Source organism: Paraburkholderia agricolaris, assembly GCF_009455635.1.
Classification (GTDB): Bacteria; Pseudomonadota; Gammaproteobacteria; order Burkholderiales; family Burkholderiaceae; genus Paraburkholderia; species Paraburkholderia agricolaris.
This window is the reverse complement of sequence record NZ_QPER01000002.1, coordinates 2,828,668-2,846,205: the sequence shown is the minus strand read 5'-3', so window position 1 is coordinate 2,846,205 and position 17,538 is coordinate 2,828,668. Positions and strand designations below refer to the sequence as shown.

Annotated in this window: 16 protein-coding genes; 11 read left to right on the top strand and 5 right to left on the bottom strand. The window is 60.9% G+C overall.

Translation table 11 applies throughout. From position 1 onward, the window contains the following. Positions 1-25: 25 nt before the first annotated feature. The 6 genes from GH665_RS33990 to GH665_RS33965 all read left to right on the top strand — a co-directional run bounded on the left by GH665_RS33990 (position 26) and on the right by GH665_RS33965 (position 6,406). Positions 26-1,330 carry an MFS transporter gene (locus GH665_RS33990; protein WP_153141466.1) on the top strand — a complete coding sequence of 435 codons (1,305 nt, stop codon included), beginning with the start codon at positions 26-28 and terminating at the stop codon, positions 1,328-1,330. Between the two features lie 101 nt (positions 1,331-1,431). Then, positions 1,432-2,115 carry an MgtC/SapB family protein gene (locus GH665_RS33985; protein ID WP_028193965.1) on the top strand — a complete coding sequence of 228 codons (684 nt, stop codon included), beginning with the start codon at positions 1,432-1,434 and terminating at the stop codon, positions 2,113-2,115. 5 nt (positions 2,116-2,120) lie between these two features. Continuing rightward, entirely contained in the window at positions 2,121-2,384 is a 264-nt protein-coding gene (locus GH665_RS33980) for a hypothetical protein (RefSeq protein ID WP_246216457.1), read from the top strand. A gap of 64 nt (positions 2,385-2,448) precedes the next feature. After that, positions 2,449-4,620 carry a phosphocholine-specific phospholipase C gene (locus GH665_RS33975; RefSeq protein WP_153141465.1) on the top strand — a complete coding sequence of 724 codons (2,172 nt, stop codon included), beginning with the start codon at positions 2,449-2,451 and terminating at the stop codon, positions 4,618-4,620. A 159-nt stretch (positions 4,621-4,779) separates the two neighbouring features. Continuing rightward, positions 4,780-5,718 (top strand): S1C family serine protease, encoded by a 939-nt coding sequence (locus tag GH665_RS33970; protein WP_153141464.1) that lies wholly within the window; start codon positions 4,780-4,782, stop codon positions 5,716-5,718. Between the two features lie 34 nt (positions 5,719-5,752). Next, positions 5,753-6,406 (top strand): response regulator transcription factor, encoded by a 654-nt coding sequence (locus GH665_RS33965; RefSeq protein WP_246216456.1) that lies wholly within the window; start codon positions 5,753-5,755, stop codon positions 6,404-6,406. Positions 6,407-6,455: 49 nt separating this feature from the next. Here the strand turns inward: GH665_RS33965 and GH665_RS33960 are convergent, their stop codons facing one another. After that, positions 6,456-7,574: a ParB/Srx family N-terminal domain-containing protein gene (locus GH665_RS33960; RefSeq protein ID WP_153141463.1), complete on the bottom strand. Its 1,119-nt coding sequence runs from the start codon at positions 7,572-7,574 to the stop codon at positions 6,456-6,458. Positions 7,575-7,766: 192 nt separating this feature from the next. On the opposite strand from GH665_RS33960, the gene GH665_RS33955 reads away from it, so the two are divergent. Both GH665_RS33955 and GH665_RS33950 read left to right on the top strand, forming a co-directional pair. Then, positions 7,767-8,576 carry an AraC family transcriptional regulator gene (locus GH665_RS33955; RefSeq protein ID WP_153141462.1) on the top strand — a complete coding sequence of 270 codons (810 nt, stop codon included), beginning with the start codon at positions 7,767-7,769 and terminating at the stop codon, positions 8,574-8,576. A gap of 108 nt (positions 8,577-8,684) precedes the next feature. Beyond that, positions 8,685-9,722: a threonine aldolase family protein gene (locus GH665_RS33950; RefSeq protein WP_153141461.1), complete on the top strand. Its 1,038-nt coding sequence runs from the start codon at positions 8,685-8,687 to the stop codon at positions 9,720-9,722. A 90-nt stretch (positions 9,723-9,812) separates the two neighbouring features. On the opposite strand, the gene GH665_RS33945 is transcribed toward GH665_RS33950, so the two are convergent. Together GH665_RS33945 and GH665_RS33940 are read right to left on the bottom strand one after the other, a co-directional pair. After that, the gene (locus tag GH665_RS33945; protein ID WP_153141460.1) at positions 9,813-10,100 is read right to left on the bottom strand and encodes a DUF1488 family protein; all 288 of its coding nucleotides are present in this window, start codon (positions 10,098-10,100) and stop codon (positions 9,813-9,815) included. Positions 10,101-10,462: 362 nt separating this feature from the next. After that, complete coding sequence (locus tag GH665_RS33940; RefSeq protein WP_153141459.1) at positions 10,463-11,764, bottom strand: UDP-N-acetylglucosamine 1-carboxyvinyltransferase; 1,302 nt, start codon at positions 11,762-11,764, stop codon at positions 10,463-10,465. Positions 11,765-11,880: 116 nt separating this feature from the next. Between GH665_RS33940 and GH665_RS33935 the strand changes: the two genes are divergently transcribed. Then, the gene (locus tag GH665_RS33935) at positions 11,881-12,684 is read left to right on the top strand and encodes a lipid II flippase Amj family protein (protein ID WP_046571404.1); all 804 of its coding nucleotides are present in this window, start codon (positions 11,881-11,883) and stop codon (positions 12,682-12,684) included. A 24-nt stretch (positions 12,685-12,708) separates the two neighbouring features. On the opposite strand, the gene GH665_RS33930 is transcribed toward GH665_RS33935, so the two are convergent. Beyond that, positions 12,709-13,617, bottom strand: coding sequence for a LysR substrate-binding domain-containing protein (locus GH665_RS33930; RefSeq protein ID WP_153141458.1), 909 nt, complete (start codon positions 13,615-13,617; stop codon positions 12,709-12,711). A 247-nt stretch (positions 13,618-13,864) separates the two neighbouring features. On the opposite strand from GH665_RS33930, the gene GH665_RS33925 reads away from it, so the two are divergent. Then, positions 13,865-15,358 (top strand): YfcC family protein, encoded by a 1,494-nt coding sequence (locus GH665_RS33925; RefSeq protein ID WP_343038779.1) that lies wholly within the window; start codon positions 13,865-13,867, stop codon positions 15,356-15,358. 230 nt (positions 15,359-15,588) lie between these two features. Beyond that, positions 15,589-17,109, top strand: coding sequence for an argininosuccinate lyase (gene argH, locus GH665_RS33920; RefSeq protein ID WP_153141457.1), 1,521 nt, complete (start codon positions 15,589-15,591; stop codon positions 17,107-17,109). A 20-nt stretch (positions 17,110-17,129) separates the two neighbouring features. On the opposite strand, the gene GH665_RS33915 is transcribed toward argH, so the two are convergent. After that, positions 17,130-17,534 carry a PPC domain-containing DNA-binding protein gene (locus GH665_RS33915; RefSeq protein ID WP_153141456.1) on the bottom strand — a complete coding sequence of 135 codons (405 nt, stop codon included), beginning with the start codon at positions 17,532-17,534 and terminating at the stop codon, positions 17,130-17,132. Between the last annotated feature and the right edge of the window lie 4 nt (positions 17,535-17,538).

The window sequence follows — 17,538 nt, the reverse complement described above, 5'->3', positions numbered from 1 at the left end:
CCCGGCAACTATCAGGAGACAAGCAATGGAAGCAGTGGAAATTGCAGGAGGCGGCGCGGTGAGCGTCGACGCCAGGTCTGTAAAGTCGGTTGCCTTGGCCAGTCTGATCGGCACGACTGTCGAGTGGTACGACTTTTTCCTCTACGGCACGATTACCGGGCTCGTATTCGACAAGCTTTTCTTCCCGACCGGAAACGCTTTCGTTTCCACCATGCTGGCCTATACGGTGTACGCGGTCGGCTTTGTCACCCGGCCGCTCGGCGGAGTGATCTTCGGCCATTTCGGTGATCGCTTCGGACGCAAACCATTGCTGGTGCTCACGCTTTCCATCATGGGCGTGTCCACGTTTCTGATCGGCGTGCTGCCAACCTATGCGTCGATCGGCGTCTGGGCGCCTGCCTGCCTGCTCCTGTTGCGGCTGCTGCAGGGCATTGGGCTGGGCGGCGAATGGGGCGGCGCGGTGCTGATGGCTTTCGAGTACGCGCCTCGCAAACAGCGTGGCCTGTACGCGTCATATCCGCAGATCGGGCTCGCAATCGGTCTGTGTCTGAGCAGCGGCGTGGTGGCCGCACTGACCACCTGGCTGACGCCTGACGCCTTCCTGCAATGGGGCTGGCGGGCCGCTTTCATGGCCAGCATCCTGCTCGTCGCCGTGGGCATGTTTATCCGTTTGCGCATCGTCGAGACGCCCGCATTCACGAAGATTCGCGACACGCATGCGGTTGCGAAAGTACCGGCGCGCGAAGTATTCACCGATTACCGCAAGAACGTGTTCCTGGGTTGGGGCGCGCGCTATATCGACGGTGTGATTTTCAACATCTACGCGGTGTTCGCGCTGAGCTATCTGATCGGCATCCACCACTATGCGAAGTCGGCGATCCTCGTGGCCGTGACGCTTGCAGCGCTGGTGCTGATGTTCATGATTCCGATCGCCTCGCGCCTGTCGGACCGGATCGGCCGTCGCAAGGTGTTCGGCTGGGGCGCGCTGGCCTGCGGCCTGAGCGCATGGCCGGCCTTTGCGGTCTTTCATTACTCGACCAGTCTCGCCGCCGTGACCGCCACCATCGTGATCGTGCTCGGTGTGATCTACGCGTTCGTCTACGGACCCGAAGCCGCGATGTTCTGCGAACTGTTCGATACGCGGGTGCGCTATAGCGGCATCTCGATCGTGTACCAGGTATCGGGCATTGTCTCCAGCTCGATCACACCGCTCGTCGCAACGGCGCTTCTGCACTACGGCAATTTGCAGCCGTGGTGGATTGCCCTCTATATCGCGTGTGTTGGCCTGCTCAGCTCGGTTTGTACGTACTTTATCCGGCGCACGTTCTGAGCATCCGATCTTCACAGGACGCGATATGAATCCAGTTTCAGCCGTGGCAGTCAACGGCCGACGCTATCGGGCTGACAAAAAAAGCTAACGAGGAGGATGCGATGCCGGGCAATATCGAACTGATCGCAAGGCTGCTCTTTGCCGCGGTGCTGGGCGGCGTAATCGGATTCGAGCGGGAGCGGTTTGCGTTTCCGGCCGGCTTGCGCACGCATATGCTGGTGTGCGTGGCGTCCGCGCTCGTGATGATCGTCTCGGCGTTCGGCTTCGAGGACACCCGCTCGATGCCGAACGTCGCGCTCGATCCATCGCGTGTAGCCGCACAAGTGGTGTCGGGAATCGGCTTTCTCGGCGCTGGCGCAATCCTGCTGCGCGGCGAAGTGGTGCGAGGGCTGACAACGGCAGCGAGTGTCTGGGCCGTCGCGGGCATCGGGCTCGCGGCGGGTGGCGGACTTTACGTACTGGCGCTAGCGGCCACGGTGATCATTCTGACGACGCTCACCTGGGTCAAGCCGGTAGCGCGCCAGTTGCGCACGAAAGGCAAACTGCGCCGGGCACTGCGCCTTCAGGTGGATCGGGGCGCGATCACGCTGCCGGTGCTGTGCCGCCTGTTCGGCGAGGACGGCCCCCGGCTCAAGCACATCAGCGTTCACGAGGACAGCGACGAACAGCGGGACCTCGTGACGATTTCGCTGTCACGCATGTCCGCGGACGAATTCGTTGCTTACCGCAACATGCTCAGCGAACTGATCGGCGTGCGCGAGGTCGAGGAGATCGAAGTGCACTGACAGGCGTGATCCTGCGACTACCTCAGGCTGTCGGCGCGAGTCTGCTGATCTCCGGCTGTGGTGACGGCGGCTCGGGTAATCCGACGGCGACCTCGAGTGCGCAGCCCGCCAAGCAGGCGGTGGACGGCAGCACGGCGCCGTTGGGCGCGGGCGGAGCCGCCAGCGCGGTGCCCATCGTGCTGATGCCGGCGCCGGGACCGTGCGCGGCTTCGGGTACGACCGCGCTGCAATCGCCGCTACTGAATTCGCAGATCGACTGCGCGCCTTGAGGCAAGGCCAGAGAGCGATGACCAGCCTTGACACCTCGACGACCCACTTCACTTCGAATCGACCATGATCAGAATGAATCGCCGCACCTTCCTGCACGCCGCCGCAGCCGGAGCCGCGCTGAGCGCATTTCCTCCGGCTATCCAGCGCGCGCTCGCCATCCCGGCAAACAACGCGACCGGTACAATCAACGATGTGGAGCACGTCGTCATCTTCATGCAGGAGAACCGGTCGTTCGACCATTATTTCGGCACCTTGCCGGGCGTGCGCGGCTATAGCGACCGCTTCACGATTCCCATGGCCTCAGGCAATCCCGTCTGGATCCAGCAGGGGACCTCGGGTACCGTGCAGCCGTATCACCTCGATCCTGCTCTCGGCAACGGACTCTACGTGGGCGGCGCGCATTCCTGGAGCGATCAGCAGGCCGCATGGGACGGTGGACGCATGTCGGCCTGGCCGAAGGCGAAGAGCATTGCTGCGTCGATGGGTTATCTGGAGCAGAACGACTTGTCGTTCCACTCGGCGCTCGCCAATGCGTTTACGCTGTGTGACGGGTACCACACGTCGACGCATACCGGCACATTCCCGAACCGGATTTTCCTGTGGAGCGGCACGAATGGCGCGAACGTGGTGGGCCACCCGGTAACCAGCAACACCGGTTGGGGCTACACCGTTTCGGGCAACACGATCGGCTCGTCGAGCACGGGCCTGCCGTGGACCACGTATCCGGAGCGCCTGCAAGCGGCAGGCGTCAGCTGGAAGGTCTACCAGAACCCGACCAATAACAGCAATAACAATCAGCTGGGCGCGTTCGCGAGCTACCGCGCCGCGGTTGAGGCAATGGCAGCGAAGGGTTATACCGTCAACACGCCATACTCGTCGCCGGTGATGGAGCCGATTTCCCCGTTGCTCAAAGGCGTGGGCAACACCATGCCGGATGGCGGCTATTTGCAGGCGTTCGCCGACGACATCGCGGCCGGTACCTTGCCGCAGGTCAGCTGGATTGTCGCGCCGGCAGCCTACAGCGAACACCCGATCTTATCCATTCCGAATCAGGGTGCCTGGTATATCCAGACGCTGCTCGACATGCTCACTGCGAATCCGGATATCTGGAGCCGCACGGTTCTCCTCATTCCCTACGATGAGAACGATTGTTTCTTCGATCATGCTCCGCCTCCCGATCCGCCGTGGCGAAACAGCGACGGCACCTACCTGGGCAAGTCCACCGTCGACATCTCGAGCGAATACTTCACGATGCCGCACCTGCCGTTCGACGCCGACTCGACCTTGCCGGACGGGCGGCCCTTCGGCGCGGCGGCACGCGCGCCGATGCTGGTGGTTTCGCCATGGAGTGCCGGTGGCTGGGTCAATTCGCAGGTGTTCGATCACACGTCCACGTTGCGCTTTCTCGAGCAGCGGTTCGGGGTAGTGGAAGAGAACATCAGTCCGTGGCGGCGCACGGTATTCGGCGACCTGACTTCGTGCTTCAATTTCAGCAATCCGAACAGCGCCACGCCGACACTGGTCGCCGCGCCGACCAAGGCGCAAGCCGACGCGACCTATTCACAGCAGCAGGCTGCCGCGGGCGTACCCGTACCCACGGTTGGATCGGTGCCGTTACCCACGCAGCAATTGACATCGCGTCCATCGCGCGCGCTGCCGTACCGGCTGCACACCAGCTCAAATGTCGACACGAAGGACGGGACGGTGTGGCTGACCTTCAGCAACACCGGTACTCAGGGCGCGGTGTTCCACGTCTACGACAGGTTAAATCTTGCTGCTTATCCGCGTCGCTACACCGTGGAAGCCGGCAAGGAGATCGCCGATTCATGGAATGTCGCCGCTAACGCGCCGGCGGCCCAGTACAGCCTGTGGGTGCTGGGTCCCAATGGATATCACCGGTTGTTCGAAGGAAACGCCGCAACGGTGGCAAGCGGGCCGAACCCGGAGGTGCGGGTCCGCTACGACCATGACAACAACGCCGTCTATCTGACGATCATGAATGCCGGCAACGCGTCGGCGCAAGTCACCGTCACATCCAATGCTTATCGCAGCGACGGTCCGTGGGTCTATGCGGTTGCTGCCGGCATGCAGGTGGAACCGCACTGGACGCTGTCGCAATCCGGTGGCTGGTACGACTTCACCGTCAGTGCCGCAGAGCAGTTCGTGCGGCGGTTCGCCGGACGCCTCGAAACCGGCAGGGATGGTATTAGCGATCCGGCGATGGGGGTGGGTTGATCTCCGCACTGAATCCAGCCGACTACCCGTTCGGGTGGTGTGCGTCCGTTGTCATCCTGTCATTCTGAATGCGCTCGCCGGCAGCTTGCCGGCGCAGCATCGTGCCTGCATGGGTGCGATGCACGAACCTGGCGCGTTCCAACTGGCAGGAGAACTCACATGGAAACCTCAAGCTCCAGCGGAAATCCATTGCAGGACCTTTCCGACAATCTGGCGGGCATCGTCGAGCGCGTAGGGCAGCGTGTTGTCGCCGTGCACGGCCGGCATCGCATTCCTTCAAGTGGCGTAATCTGGCGGCGTGGTGTTGTCGTCACGGCGGCGCACACGCTCAGACACGAAGACGGGATCAAGGTCACGCTGGCCGATAACCGGACCGTCGGCGCGGTCCTCGCGGGGCAGGACCCGGGTACCGACCTCGCCGTGCTCAAACTGGACGGTGTCGACCTCGATCCGGTCGAGTCCGGCGATGCCGGCTCGCTCAAGGCCGGCCATCTGGTACTCGCGGTCGCCCGGTCCGACGGGCTCGGCGCCAGTGCGGATTTCGGCGTGGTCGGCGCTGTGGGCGGCTCCTGGCGCACCTGGCGGGGCGGCCAACTGGATGCCTTCGTGCGGCTCGACGGCGGCCTGCGTCCGGGTTTCTCGGGCGCGGCGCTCGCGGATATGCGCGGACAGGTCATGGGTATCTGCACCTCGGCGCTCGCGCGTGGCGCCGGCATCCTGATTCCGTCGGCAACCGTGGCGCGCGTCGCCGACGAACTGCTGGCTAAAGGACATGTATCGCGCGGCTACCTCGGCGTCGGCACGCAGCCCGTGAATCTGTCGGACGCATGGATCAGGAAAATGAACCTGTCGTCCGATCGCGGCTTGCTGATCGTTTCGCTTGCCGCGAACGGTCCTGCAGAACAGGCAGGCGTGCTTATCGGCGACGTGCTGATCGAACTGGATGACGAGCCGTGCCGGGACATCGAAGACCTGCACGCCGCGCTCAGTTCCGGTCGTATCGGACAGCCGTTGAAAATCGCGCTGATTCGCGGCGGCGAGCGTCAGGCGTGTGCCGTCACGCTCGGCGAACGCCCGCAACGGAATGCGTGCCGGTGAGGGTAAGTCAGGCAGTCAGGCGTCGGGTGGACAGATGGCACAGATGAGCTCGGTCCGGGTCGCGGTTATCGCCGATGCACCACAGGTGCGCGCGCGCCTGCAGGCGCTTGTCGATGCGACGCCGGCATTCGGGCTGGTGCGCAGCGCGGCCGACGGTGAAGCGCTCGCTCACGATCTGACCGGTTCGTTGCCTGATGTGATCGTCATCGACCTGGAGCCGGAGGCGAGCGACGCGCTCAGGTCCGAGTTCGATGCGGATCAGGCGCCGCCGGCACTCGTCCTGTTGACCGACGAGGCAGACAGCGACGGAATTCACGAGGCGTTGCCAGGCAACGTGATGGCGATCCTGCCGCGAGACGCGACGGCGGCCGAAATCGTCGCCGCGATCGGCGCGGCGGCCGCAGGGCTTTGCGTATTGCCGTCGGAGATCTTTGCGAGGCTGCTGAGCGGGCGCAAGCCGGCTCGTTCGATGGCCTCCTCGGTGCAGGTCGAAACGCTGACCCTACGCGAGATCGAAGTGCTGACGATGCTTGCCGAAGGGCTTGGCAACAAGGAGATCGCGCGCCAACTCGCCATCTCCGAGAACACCGTGAAATTCCACGTCTCGTCGATTTTCGGCAAGCTGGGCGCGACGAGCCGCACCGAAGCGGTGATGCTGGGCATGCGGCACGGATTCATCATGGTGTAGTACACCATGTGCGATGCCCCGCGAATCCGGGACTGGCGGAACGGGGGCGTTACTGAATGCTATGGCGCGTTTTGTAGTCGAGCGCGTAGGCAATCTTGCCGGGACTCGACGCCGTTATCGGCTGCAGCAGATCGCCGAAGGTGCCCTTCGTGTACTTCTTGCCCGCGTTGATCTGCGCGAGGCGGCCGAGATCGGTGCCGGTTTTGCCGTCGATCACCGGATCGGCCGACGCAACCATCTGCTGCGATGCATTCCACACCGCGTTCAGGTAGCCCGTATCGGCTGTTGCCGGATCGGGATCGGTCGTGCCCAGATTCGTCAGCGTGTAGCTAGAAAGCGGGAACGATGCACGCAGCCAGTCGGCCCAGTAGAACTCGAGGAAGTCCGTCGACGGCGTCGGCTTGCTGTAGCCGACGTCACGCGTGAAGTAGACGAGCGAACGGAATTTGTCGTTCTGCATACCGAGCTTCAGCCCCAGACCCGTCGGCAGTTGCGCCGGCTTGATCGCGGCGCCGTTGCCGTCCTTCAGCCGCGTGTAGCCGCGGTTTTGCATCTCCGCCCAGAACGTGTCGCCCGAGTAGGCACTCAGGTTGGCCTTCACCACTACGTGCACATGCAGTTTCGGGCCGCCGTCCGGCACCTCGTAGTATGTCGACAGGCCGTGATGGCCGTCTGTCAGGTACAGCGAGTCGCCGTTCGGGCCGATCACGACCGGGTTGAGTACCGTCGTGTCGCGCTTCGTCACATCCGTCGTCGTGCAGGTGAAGCTGGTGGAGTCGGTCAGTGTCGACGTCGCCGAATAGCCGGTCGCCGCCACACCGCCGAGACCTTCGTCTGCGCAGAAGTCGTCGAATTTCTTGTTCGGTTTGAGCTCGTAGCGGCCGAGCTTGTAGTAGATCTGGTCGTAGCCGAGTGCGGCTTGAGTCGGATGCAGATCGCCGAGCGCCACGTCGAGCATGTCGCCTGTCGAAGCTGCTTGCCATTTGCCGGGTTGAGTTGGGGGCGGCGTTGGCGTTGAGGGCGGCGTGGGTGCCGGTGCGGGCTTTGATGCCTCATCCGACGCACTGACCGGGGTAGGGGACGACACGCCACTGCCGCCGCAGGCGGCAAGGCCGAGTAATGACGACAGCGTCGCAGCTAGGGCAAATCTCGCAAGCGTGTGGGGCATCGAAGAATCGGTCAGATAGGAAGAGGCGCGCCGAGCGCGGAAGTCCGCCAGTCTGCCGATCATTTATGACAGGAAATTGAAAGTGAACTGAATGGAAAAACAAAGACGCTCGATGCTGGGATAATGAACGCTTCCCAGCGCAGCTTTCGGGGGCTGGTCTCCAGGATGCCGGCGGCGAACCCGAGGTGAGTTATGCCCGAAGAAGTCCAGTACAGCCACTCAACCGAGATCCCCGGTTTGATTCTCGGCACGGCCCGATTTGCCGAGTTTCGCTTTGAGCCGCACTATCATCTCGACTGCCATATCGCACTCGTTACCAGCGGGGTGCAACGTCAATCGTTTCGTGGGGAAGCCCTGTTGCTCACGCGTGGCGCGATCCAGCTTATGCCCGCGGGCGAGGTTCACGACGGGGTTGCTGGTGCCGACGAGTCGTACACGCTTCGAACGTTCCGGCTGTCGCCGGCGCTGCTGAACGGTCTCGGGGAGGAGATCACGGGCAAGCACTACTTTCCTTCCCAGGCCGCAGCGGTGCTGCAAGACAGCCGCCTCGCCGAGCAACTGCTCAACATGCACGCAACCCTTCAGCAGGGGATGAACGATCCGATCAGGAACGAAAGCTACGTTCTGGAATTGCTGGAGTCGCTGTTTGCCCGTTTGAAGCAGCCATCCCCCCAAACTATCGCCGGAGCTTTATCGTCGCAGCAACTGCGAATTGTTCGGGAATTCATCGAGGCGCATATTGCCGACAAAATCGTCCTGGAAGATCTGGCTCTTCTCGTGGGCCTCGGTCGATTCCGGTTCTTGAAACTGTTTAAACGCACTATCGGTATGACGCCGCATGCCTGGTTACTGCGCATGAGGCTGGAAAAGGCAGTGGCCTTGATCAATGCGAACAGGAACATGCCCATCACCGAAATTGCGCACGCCGTCGGCTTTTTTGATCAAAGCCATTTCACGCGGGCCTTTCGTGACGCGTACGGCGTTACTCCGGCTCGCTTCTGACGGCGGCGCGGCAACTTTTTACAAGGCGTTTGAGTAGCAGATCGGTAGCCTTCGGTTTTTGGCCTCGCGCCCGTCCTGGGCGGCCTCCATTTAAGGCAGAAGCACCGAATGACTACTTTCAGCTTTCTTGACGACTACAGCGAAGGCGCACATCCCGACATTCTCCGCGTGCTGACGGAATCCAATTACGTCCAGCAGGCGGCCTATGGAGAAGACTCATACTCCGCCGAGGCAACGACACTGATCAAGGCACGCCTGGGGAACACGTTCGATGGGGCGATCCATTACGTCGCGAGCGGGACCATGGCCAACATCGTTTCGATATCCAGCTGCCTGCGTCCGCACGAAGCCGTTATTGCAGTGGCCTCGGGGCATATCGTCGTCAGGGAGGCCGGTGCGATCGAGGCGACTGGCCACAAACTCATTGTTGTTCCCCCGGTAGACGGGAAGCTCACGCCCGCCAACATTGAGGCCGCGCTGGCCAGCAATGCGCATTTTCCGCACATGGCAAAGCCGCGACTTATCTATCTGTCGAATGCAACCGAAACGGGCACTGTCTACTCGCTTGCGGAGCTGCGGGAGATATCGGCGCTCGCAAAGCAACGAGGCCTGATTTTATTCCTCGATGGCGCACGCCTCGGCGCGGCATTGGCGTCCAGCAGGAGCGACGTGACATTGGCCGATATTGCTTCCCTTGTCGATCTTTTCTGGATCGGCGGAACCAAGTTGGGCGCGCTTCTGGGTGAAGCAATTGTGGTTTGCAATCCGGCGTTGACGGAAGATTTTGCTTTTCATATCAAGCAGCGCGGCGGCATGTTGGCCAAGGGGCGGCTACTGGGTATCCAGTTTCAGGCGTTATTTGGCGCTGGGAACCTGTTCCTCGACAATGCGAAGCACGCTAACGCCATGGCGGCAAAACTTGCCTCCGGGATCGTGTCAGGCGGTTACGCGCTCGAGGCCGAAACGGCTACCAATCAGGTATTTCCAGTACTACCCGATTCTGCCATTTCCGCTTTGACGCAGCACTTTGCTTTCTACGTTTGGAGAAAATCGGATAACGATCATTCCGTGATTCGCCTGGTAACGTCCTGGGCCACACCGGAACATCAGGTCGACGCCTTTTTGACGCGGCTCGCCCAACTTTGAAGTCGCGTATTCGCTCTTAAGGGTGTACAGGGCGCTTCACAAGGCTGGGAAATCGCAGATCCGGGCGCATTCTCGCGACCCGGCCGTCGCTCACGAAATCAAATACCGATTCTGTGGACCGCTGACATACTGCTTCTTGGCGATTTCGAGAACCTTTTCGCGCAACTTGTCAAAGGCGCCGAGCACCGACCGCTCGTCGGAGCCCACGTCGGGCTGCAGGTTTCTGAGCATCGCGTCGTCGACCATGAAAGTGATTTCGCGCGAGTCGTCGTACCCCCAGAAACATACGCAATGCCGGGAGGCATCGTAGCTACGGCTGGGGTTGGGGAATTGAAGCACGGCGATCAGCTTTTCTCGCACACGGCCGAGTAGCGCCACTTGCTGGCGCTGGAGTCGATCGTGGCGTAATTGGCGCGTCTTTTCTCCGCTCTCAAAGCATCCGCTGTGTCGAGGATATGAGCGCGCGTCCTGCGTTCGATGGCGTACTCGCTCTCGCTGCTAACGGCAGCCGAAGTACGTTTGAGTGGTGATCGCATGTTGGAGCCCCGAAGCAGGAGGCCGCTCATTGGCGACCGACCTCCCCACTGTATACCCTTTGGCTGGTGCCGACGTCTTTATTTGCCCGTGCGCGAGGGCGCTCAGTCTTCCGAAGCAACGATCTTGTCCGCCGGATTTCCCCGCTATGGCATTGCGCCCATGCGGTTGGTGTTAACCCGCTTGCCTGACGCTCCCTCCTTAACTCACTCGCTGCTGGTCCACTCGACATTTGCGCCCACCGAGCGCAGGTTTTCGACGAAACGCGGATGCGCGCGCCGGATCGGCAGCGCATTCATGATCTCGGAGCGTCCTTCGATGCTGGCCGCGACCATCAGCAATGCAATCGCCACACGAATAATGTAGGGGCTCTCGACGCGTGCCGGACTCAGTGTCAAGCCGCCGAACGTGATCAGCCGGTGCGGATCGGACAGGAACACATGCGCGCCGAACTTCGACAACTCGCTGGTCCAGCCCATTGCACCGTCATAGACCTTGTTCCAGAACATCGCACTGCCTTCGGCTTTTACGCCGAGCGCGACAAAGATCGGCAGCAGGTCCACCGGCAAATAAGGCCACGGCGCCGCTTCGACCTTGGTGAGAATATTCTGTGTGAACGGGCGGCGCACGTGCAGCGGGCCGTCGCTTAACGCACGCGACCAACCGTTACGATGCTCGACGTTGACGCCGAACTTCGCGAATGTCCTGTCGATCAGCGGGAACTGCTCGGGTGCGGAATTCCTGACGACGATGTCGCCACCGGTGATGGCGCCGAGCGCGAGAAACGTGGCAATCTCATGAAAATCCTCGCTGAAGCGGAACTCGCCACCGCCGAGCCGCCGGCCGCCCGTTACGCTGAGCCGCGACGTACCGATACCTTCGATGCCCACGCCGAGCATGGCGAGAAAGCGGCAGAACTCCTGCACGTGGGGTTCCGATGCTGCGTTGACGAGGGTCGACGTGCCTTGCGCGGCCGCCGCGCACAACGCAAAGTTCTCGGTTGTCGTGACCGATGCGTAGTCCAGCCAGTGATCGTTTGCAACCATGCGCCGGTCGTTACGCACGATCAGCGAATCGTCGGTGCGCGTGAGGTGGGCGCCAAACCGCTCGAACACCTCGACGTGCGGGTCGATCTCGCGCACGCCGAGCGTACAGCCCTTCACGTCGCTCTCCAGCCGCGCCACGCCGAAACGCGCGAGCAGAGGAGGGACCAGCATGATCGACGAGCGCATCTCTTCGGGCAGCTTGTGCGTTGCCGGATCGAAGGTGGTCGCATGGTGATGCAGGTCGAGAATGCCGGTTGAAAAATCCACCGACACCTCGCTGCCGAGCGTGCGGAAGATCTCGAGAATTTTCTTGACGTCGGTGATCTCCGGCACGCCGATCAGCCGCACCGGTTGATCGGTGAGCAGCGTGGCGCAAAGGATCGGCAGAACAGCGTTCTTGTTGGCGGATGGCGTGATTTCGCCGCGTAACGGGACGCCGCCGTGGACGATCAGGTTGGACATGTTCGGGAGGGTTCGAAAAGTGAGGACGTGAGGGCGATATCATGCCATTGAGCGACTGTACGTGCTGGCGAATGCCCTCCGGTAGACTATGTGCTCGCCCAACTCGCCGCGACAGCATGGACACTCAGCTTTGGATCATCTGTGGGCTTACCTTCGTCATTCATGTGATCGCGACACTGGCGTATGCGGTGCGGATCGCCGGCGTTCGCACCCGCCGGATAGCCGTGTCGTTTTCTCTATTCGGGATCATCGCTCTTGTCTCCCGAACGGCGAATTCCTTTCAGGGGCCCTTCATAGCGAAGCGGGTAGAGCTTGATATTGCCCGTCACATGGAAGGTGGCCTGCTGGGCGACTTTCGCCTTTTCCTGCTGTCCGCCACCGTGGCGAGCGTAGTGGGTGCCTGCCTGATTCCCACCTTCCAGCGTTATTTCAGCCGGGCGGTCGAGCATTTCCAGGTCAATCGCTCGGTGCCGCGTTTGCTGCTCCATATCTTCAGCCGCGGCGGCGTCAACTATATCCGGGACGGCGCGCGGTTCCCGTCCCGGCACAACGTCACCCAACTCGCAACCGGCGCCGGCGTCTCCTGGAAAGTCATCGGCCTGAACGTTTTCGCCATGGCAATCTGGACGGTCGGCGTTTTTGCGTCGCTCTATGCGGGATACCTGAAGCCGGAATTGCGTGTGACCTGTGCGAATCTGTCGTCGGTGATCAACGGTTTTGCGACTGTCGTCCTGGCGGTTGTCATCGACCCGCAAGTTTCAGTCATGACGGACGACGTGATCGAAGGCCGCGTTTCAGAAAACAGCTTCCGGCGAGCGATTACCACGCTTGTCGGGGCACGCGTTCTCGGAACGCTATGCGCGCAGGCGGTGCTGGTGCCGGCGGCATTTCTCATCGTTCGCGTTGCGGAGTTGATCTAGCGCGGCGGGCAGTGGTATTTGCCGTCATGGCAACACGATACCCGGGCCGAGTTGCGCCAACGCGAATTCCCGTACGTGGGATACGAAGGGTTTCGCCAGCAATGGGGCAGGCCGCTGAGCAGGTGTCAGCACGGCAAAGTCAGTGAGAAGTGCCGGCTCGAAGCGTTTGAACACTACGCCGGTACCACGATAGCCCCAGGCGCTGATGGCATCTATGACGGCGACCCCCGCGCCCGCTTCCACAAAAGAACAGATCGCGTGTCCAACCGGGCTCTCTATCTGAACATTGAGTTCGACTCCATGCGCCGCAAACAACGCGTCTATTTGCAGGCGTGAAGTCACGCTGCGTGGATGTACAACAAAACGCTCGCCTGCGAGATCCACCGGTGTGACCGTTTCCGTCGCGCATAGCCGGTGTCCGGCGGGTAAAGCGCAAACCATGCGCGTGGACATCAAACGCTCTCCATGTGAACTGGTGTGGTTCATCGAAAGAACGGCGAAACCGATATCGCAGCGCTGTCCCATCACCATATCCACCACAGTTCGCGACGAATGAGACGCGAGGGACACGTGAGCGTCCGGCTTGGACTTCAGGTAATCCGCGATTGCATGCGGTAGCAAAGACAGCGCAATCGAGGGCGCGGCCGCAATCTGCAGCGTGCCCCGACGAAGGTTTCTGATGTCGTCCGCCGCGCGCGAGATTCGATCGACGCCTGCCAGCGATCGCTGCACCTCTTCAAAGAGCGCCTGTCCTTCCACCGTTGGATGCAGGCGCCCCTTCACACGATCAAACAGTTTGAACGCGACCGAGCGTTCCAGATCGGCCAGCAGCCGTGTAGTTGCCGGCTGCGAAATATGAAGCATCTCGCTTGCGAGCGTTACGGTCTGGTAGAGCATCACTGCCCTGAAGGCTTCCAGCTGGCGAATCTTCATGTCAGGCTCTATAACAAAATGCTATCGATTTTGAAACAAAAAGCATTGTACAGCGCAGTTTCGACTTCGTAATCTACAGTCAATCCAACACCATCAAGGTATTGGGGCAAGAGATCGAGCTATAGCATTTTGTGCCAGACCTGCGGGTTTACCCAGAATCAATGGATCGTCTCTTCGTCAGAGCTGCGTCGCCGGGAGACAGGCGGCTTTCAGGCAAAAGGGCTTCATTCAATATTCACGGCGGTGTATGCATGCTCAAGAACACGGTAGGTCGACAGCGGATATTTCATCCGTGTCTCATCTCACTTCACAACGTGGTCACGCAATGAGTACCACCGAAATGACGAATACGGCGGATGCGCCCGGATCGAAGTCACACGGTCGTTTGCACCCAGTGTTGATCGCATTGGCCGTGATGCTGGCCGCCGCCTTGTTGACCCACCTGATCCCGGCGGGCAAATTTCAACGCGAGGGGACGCATGTGGTCCCCGGTACCTATCAGGTCATACCGAAGGAGGGCGGCCTCGCGGCGCTTTTGTCGCCGAGTGTTCCGAAGGCGAACGAATCGCCCGCTCATGCCGCCGGCGCGGTCAGTCTGTTCGCGGCCATTCCGTCAGGCTTCGTTGCGCAGGCGCCCCTGATTTTCATGTTGATGTTCGCCGGCGGCACGTTTGGCGTGTTGCGTGCCACAGGCGCACTCGACGCCGCGATCGACGACTTGCTGCATGTTTCGTCCGGAAATGCGTACGTGCTGGTGACGGGCGCTATTTTGTTGATCGCATGCGGGGCGACCTTTATGGGGTTCAGTTCCGAATATGTGGCCATCATGCCCATTGTCCTGTCGCTGACAAGGCGCCTTAAATTCCCGAATCTCGTTGCGGCAGCCATCGTCGTGCTCGGGGCCGACATCGGCTATATCGCGTCCGTCACCAATCCCAATGCGCTTGCCGTTGCACAACCGTTGGCCGGTGTGCCGATCTTCAGTGGCATCCCTTCAAGACTGGCAATTTTTGTCGTGATGCTGGGACTTGGACTGGGCTACGTCATGTTCTATCTGCATCGTCTGCCGAAGGCCGATTACATTCCAGGCGCAAAGCGGATGACGGTGCGCCAGACCCGGGTACTGATCGCACTTGTGCTGGGCGGTGGCGCGCTGGTGGCCGGCACGAGCATCTGGGCGTGGAGACATACCGAACAGGCGGCAGCCTTTCTTGCCTTGAGCCTGCTGATCTCCATGGCGGGCGGAATGCGCCTGAGTAACGCGGCGGACGCGCTGATCGACGGCATGAAAAGCATGGTGCTACCGATCATCATGATCGGTCTTGGCGGTGCCGTGGGCGTTATTCTGGAGTCGAGCCAGATTCAGGACAGCATCGTCCAGGATCTGGCAAACCTGATCCAGGGGCAACCTCATGCCGCGGTGACGGCCGGTTTGATGATTTCGGAAATGATGTTTGGGATTCTTATCCATTCCGTCTCTGCAAAGGCCGCCGTCAGCATTCCGATTCTGGCGCCAATAGCCCATCTGTCAGGCGTGAGCGGGCAGCTCACCGTAACCGCCATGCTGCTCGGCTCCGGTCTGATCAACATCGTATCGCCGACCAACGGCTTGCTACTGGCGTTTCTCGCCGCCGCCAAAGTGAACTACGTTGTCTGGCTTAAGTTCGTCCTGCCGCTGTTCATTGTTTTATGTGTTGTCGGCTTTACGGCGCTTTTCCTGCTGACGGCTTTGGGAGGATAAGACGGGACAATCATCTTCAATCGAATTGCAGCACGGCACGTTTATGTGAAGTGGCGAATCCCCTGGCTAATAAATGGAGGATAACCATCATGCACCGCGACCGCCTGCCCTGAAATAGCACACCGACCTCAATCAAGGTCCGACCACCTCTTTACCTTCCCGTCGATGCGGTTACTCGACTGCGGGCGCTCGTCGGCGGGAATCATTTCTGTACTAATGGAGTTCGAAAAGTGGAATCAAAAGTTAGCCGCCGGTTAAAACAGCCGCCCGCGAAAGAAATTATTCAGTACATTTTCCTGCCGCGTCTGAATCGCGAATTCTTTGCGAATTTCGAGCTGTTGAATCAGATCAACCTCGCACATCTGGTGATGCTCGAAGAACAGGGCATTCTCGATAAGGATGCCTCGGAACGGCTCGCGCAAGCAGTGTTGAAGATGCAACAGGATGGTCCGAACGCAGTCGAACTGGATCCCGCTAGGGAGGAGGCGTACTTTAACTATGAAGCTCATCTCATGAAGCTGGTCGGGCACGATCTGGGTGGCCGATTGCACACCGCTCGCAGCCGCAACGACATGGGCGCGACGATAGACCGGATCCGGGCTCGAAATTTCTGCCTGCGGCTTGGCACGGCATTGGCCGACGTCGCCGACGCCGCGTTGGAGCGCGCCCAGGCATTCGCCGGGTACGTTATGCCTGGTTATACCCATATGCAGGCCGCTCAGCCGATCACGTACGGATACTATCTGTCGGCACTGGTGGATGCATGGTCGCGCGACATCGAACGGCTTGTGCACGTGCTCGATACGACGGACGGCTCTCCGTTGGGTGCGTGCGCATTGGCGGGTACCTCGTTCCCCATCGACCGTTTTTCTACGAGCCAGATGCTCGGATTCAGCTACCCGCTGGCGAACTCACTCGATGGCGTTGCGTCGCGAGACTTCGCACTGGAACTGAGCGCTACGCTCTCTATTCTGATGATCACTTGCAGCCGGATGGTTCAGGACTTTTACATCTGGTCGACCCCCGAGTTTGGCTATCTGTCGTTTCCCGATAGCGTGGCGAGCACGTCGAGCATCATGCCGCAGAAGAAAAATCCGGTGGTACTCGAGTATCTGCGAGGAAAGACGGGCCACTTGATCGGCTTGACGTCGGCCGCCTTCACAACGGTCAAGTCGACGCACTTCAGCCACGCGGGCGACAGCAGCCGCGAGAGCACGAGAACCTGCTGGGAGGGGTGCGAAGAGGCACTGAAGGCACTCGAATTGATGAAGTTGCTCGTTCTGGATGTCGAGCCGAATCGGGATCGCATGGTGTCGAGAGCGGCCGAAGACTTCTCAACGGTGACAGATCTGGCCGACCTTCTGGTTCGCCGGGCCGGCACGTCGTTTAGAGATGCTCACCATATCGTTGGCAGTATCGTACGGGACGTGCTGGATCAGCGGCTCTGCGCCAGCAGTATCACGTCCGCCATGGTAAACGCGGCAGCGAGTCAGCAGCTTGGGCGGAAAGTTTCTCTCGATGAAGACGAGGTGCGGGCGTGCATGGACCCTGTGCGCAACGTCGCCGCGCGGCGATCTTATGGAGGCCCGGCTCCCGAGCTGGTATTGGCACGTATCGAGGTGCAGAAAGCGAGACTGGTGGAACAAAGGCAGGTATTCGAGGCGACGTCGAAACGCCTGAGCGACGCCGGGAATCTGTTGAAAATGCGAGTCGAGGCGCTAGTCTCCAATCGGGACCGGGTGTTGGTCTAGGTATCTGTTTCACCGATCGATCACGGCTGCGGTCCGTTTCGTATCGCCAGTTCCAGGAACCCTGAAGCCGGGTCGTGCTCCCGGGAGAAGCGATGGTCGGGAAGCAGCGCCAGCAATATCTCGGCGGTTGTACGGACCGTGCAGCCGCGCGCCACATGACCACCGGACACGCGACCGCGCGGATCGGAAACCGACATATGCAGGTGTGCTCCATCCGTTGATAGAGACCCGGCCAGCGTCAGGATTTCCAGGTCGTCGCGCAGTTCGGTCGATTCGTCGTTCCCGGCAAAGCGCAACTGGGCAACGCTGAGGCTCCCGATGCCCTGAATCACGAAGGCCGCCTGCACGCCGAGCTGGCGCAGGACGTCTTCGAGGGCGGCACGCAGGTCGTCGCCGGGAGAGAGGCGTAGAGGATGGGCTTGCATCGCG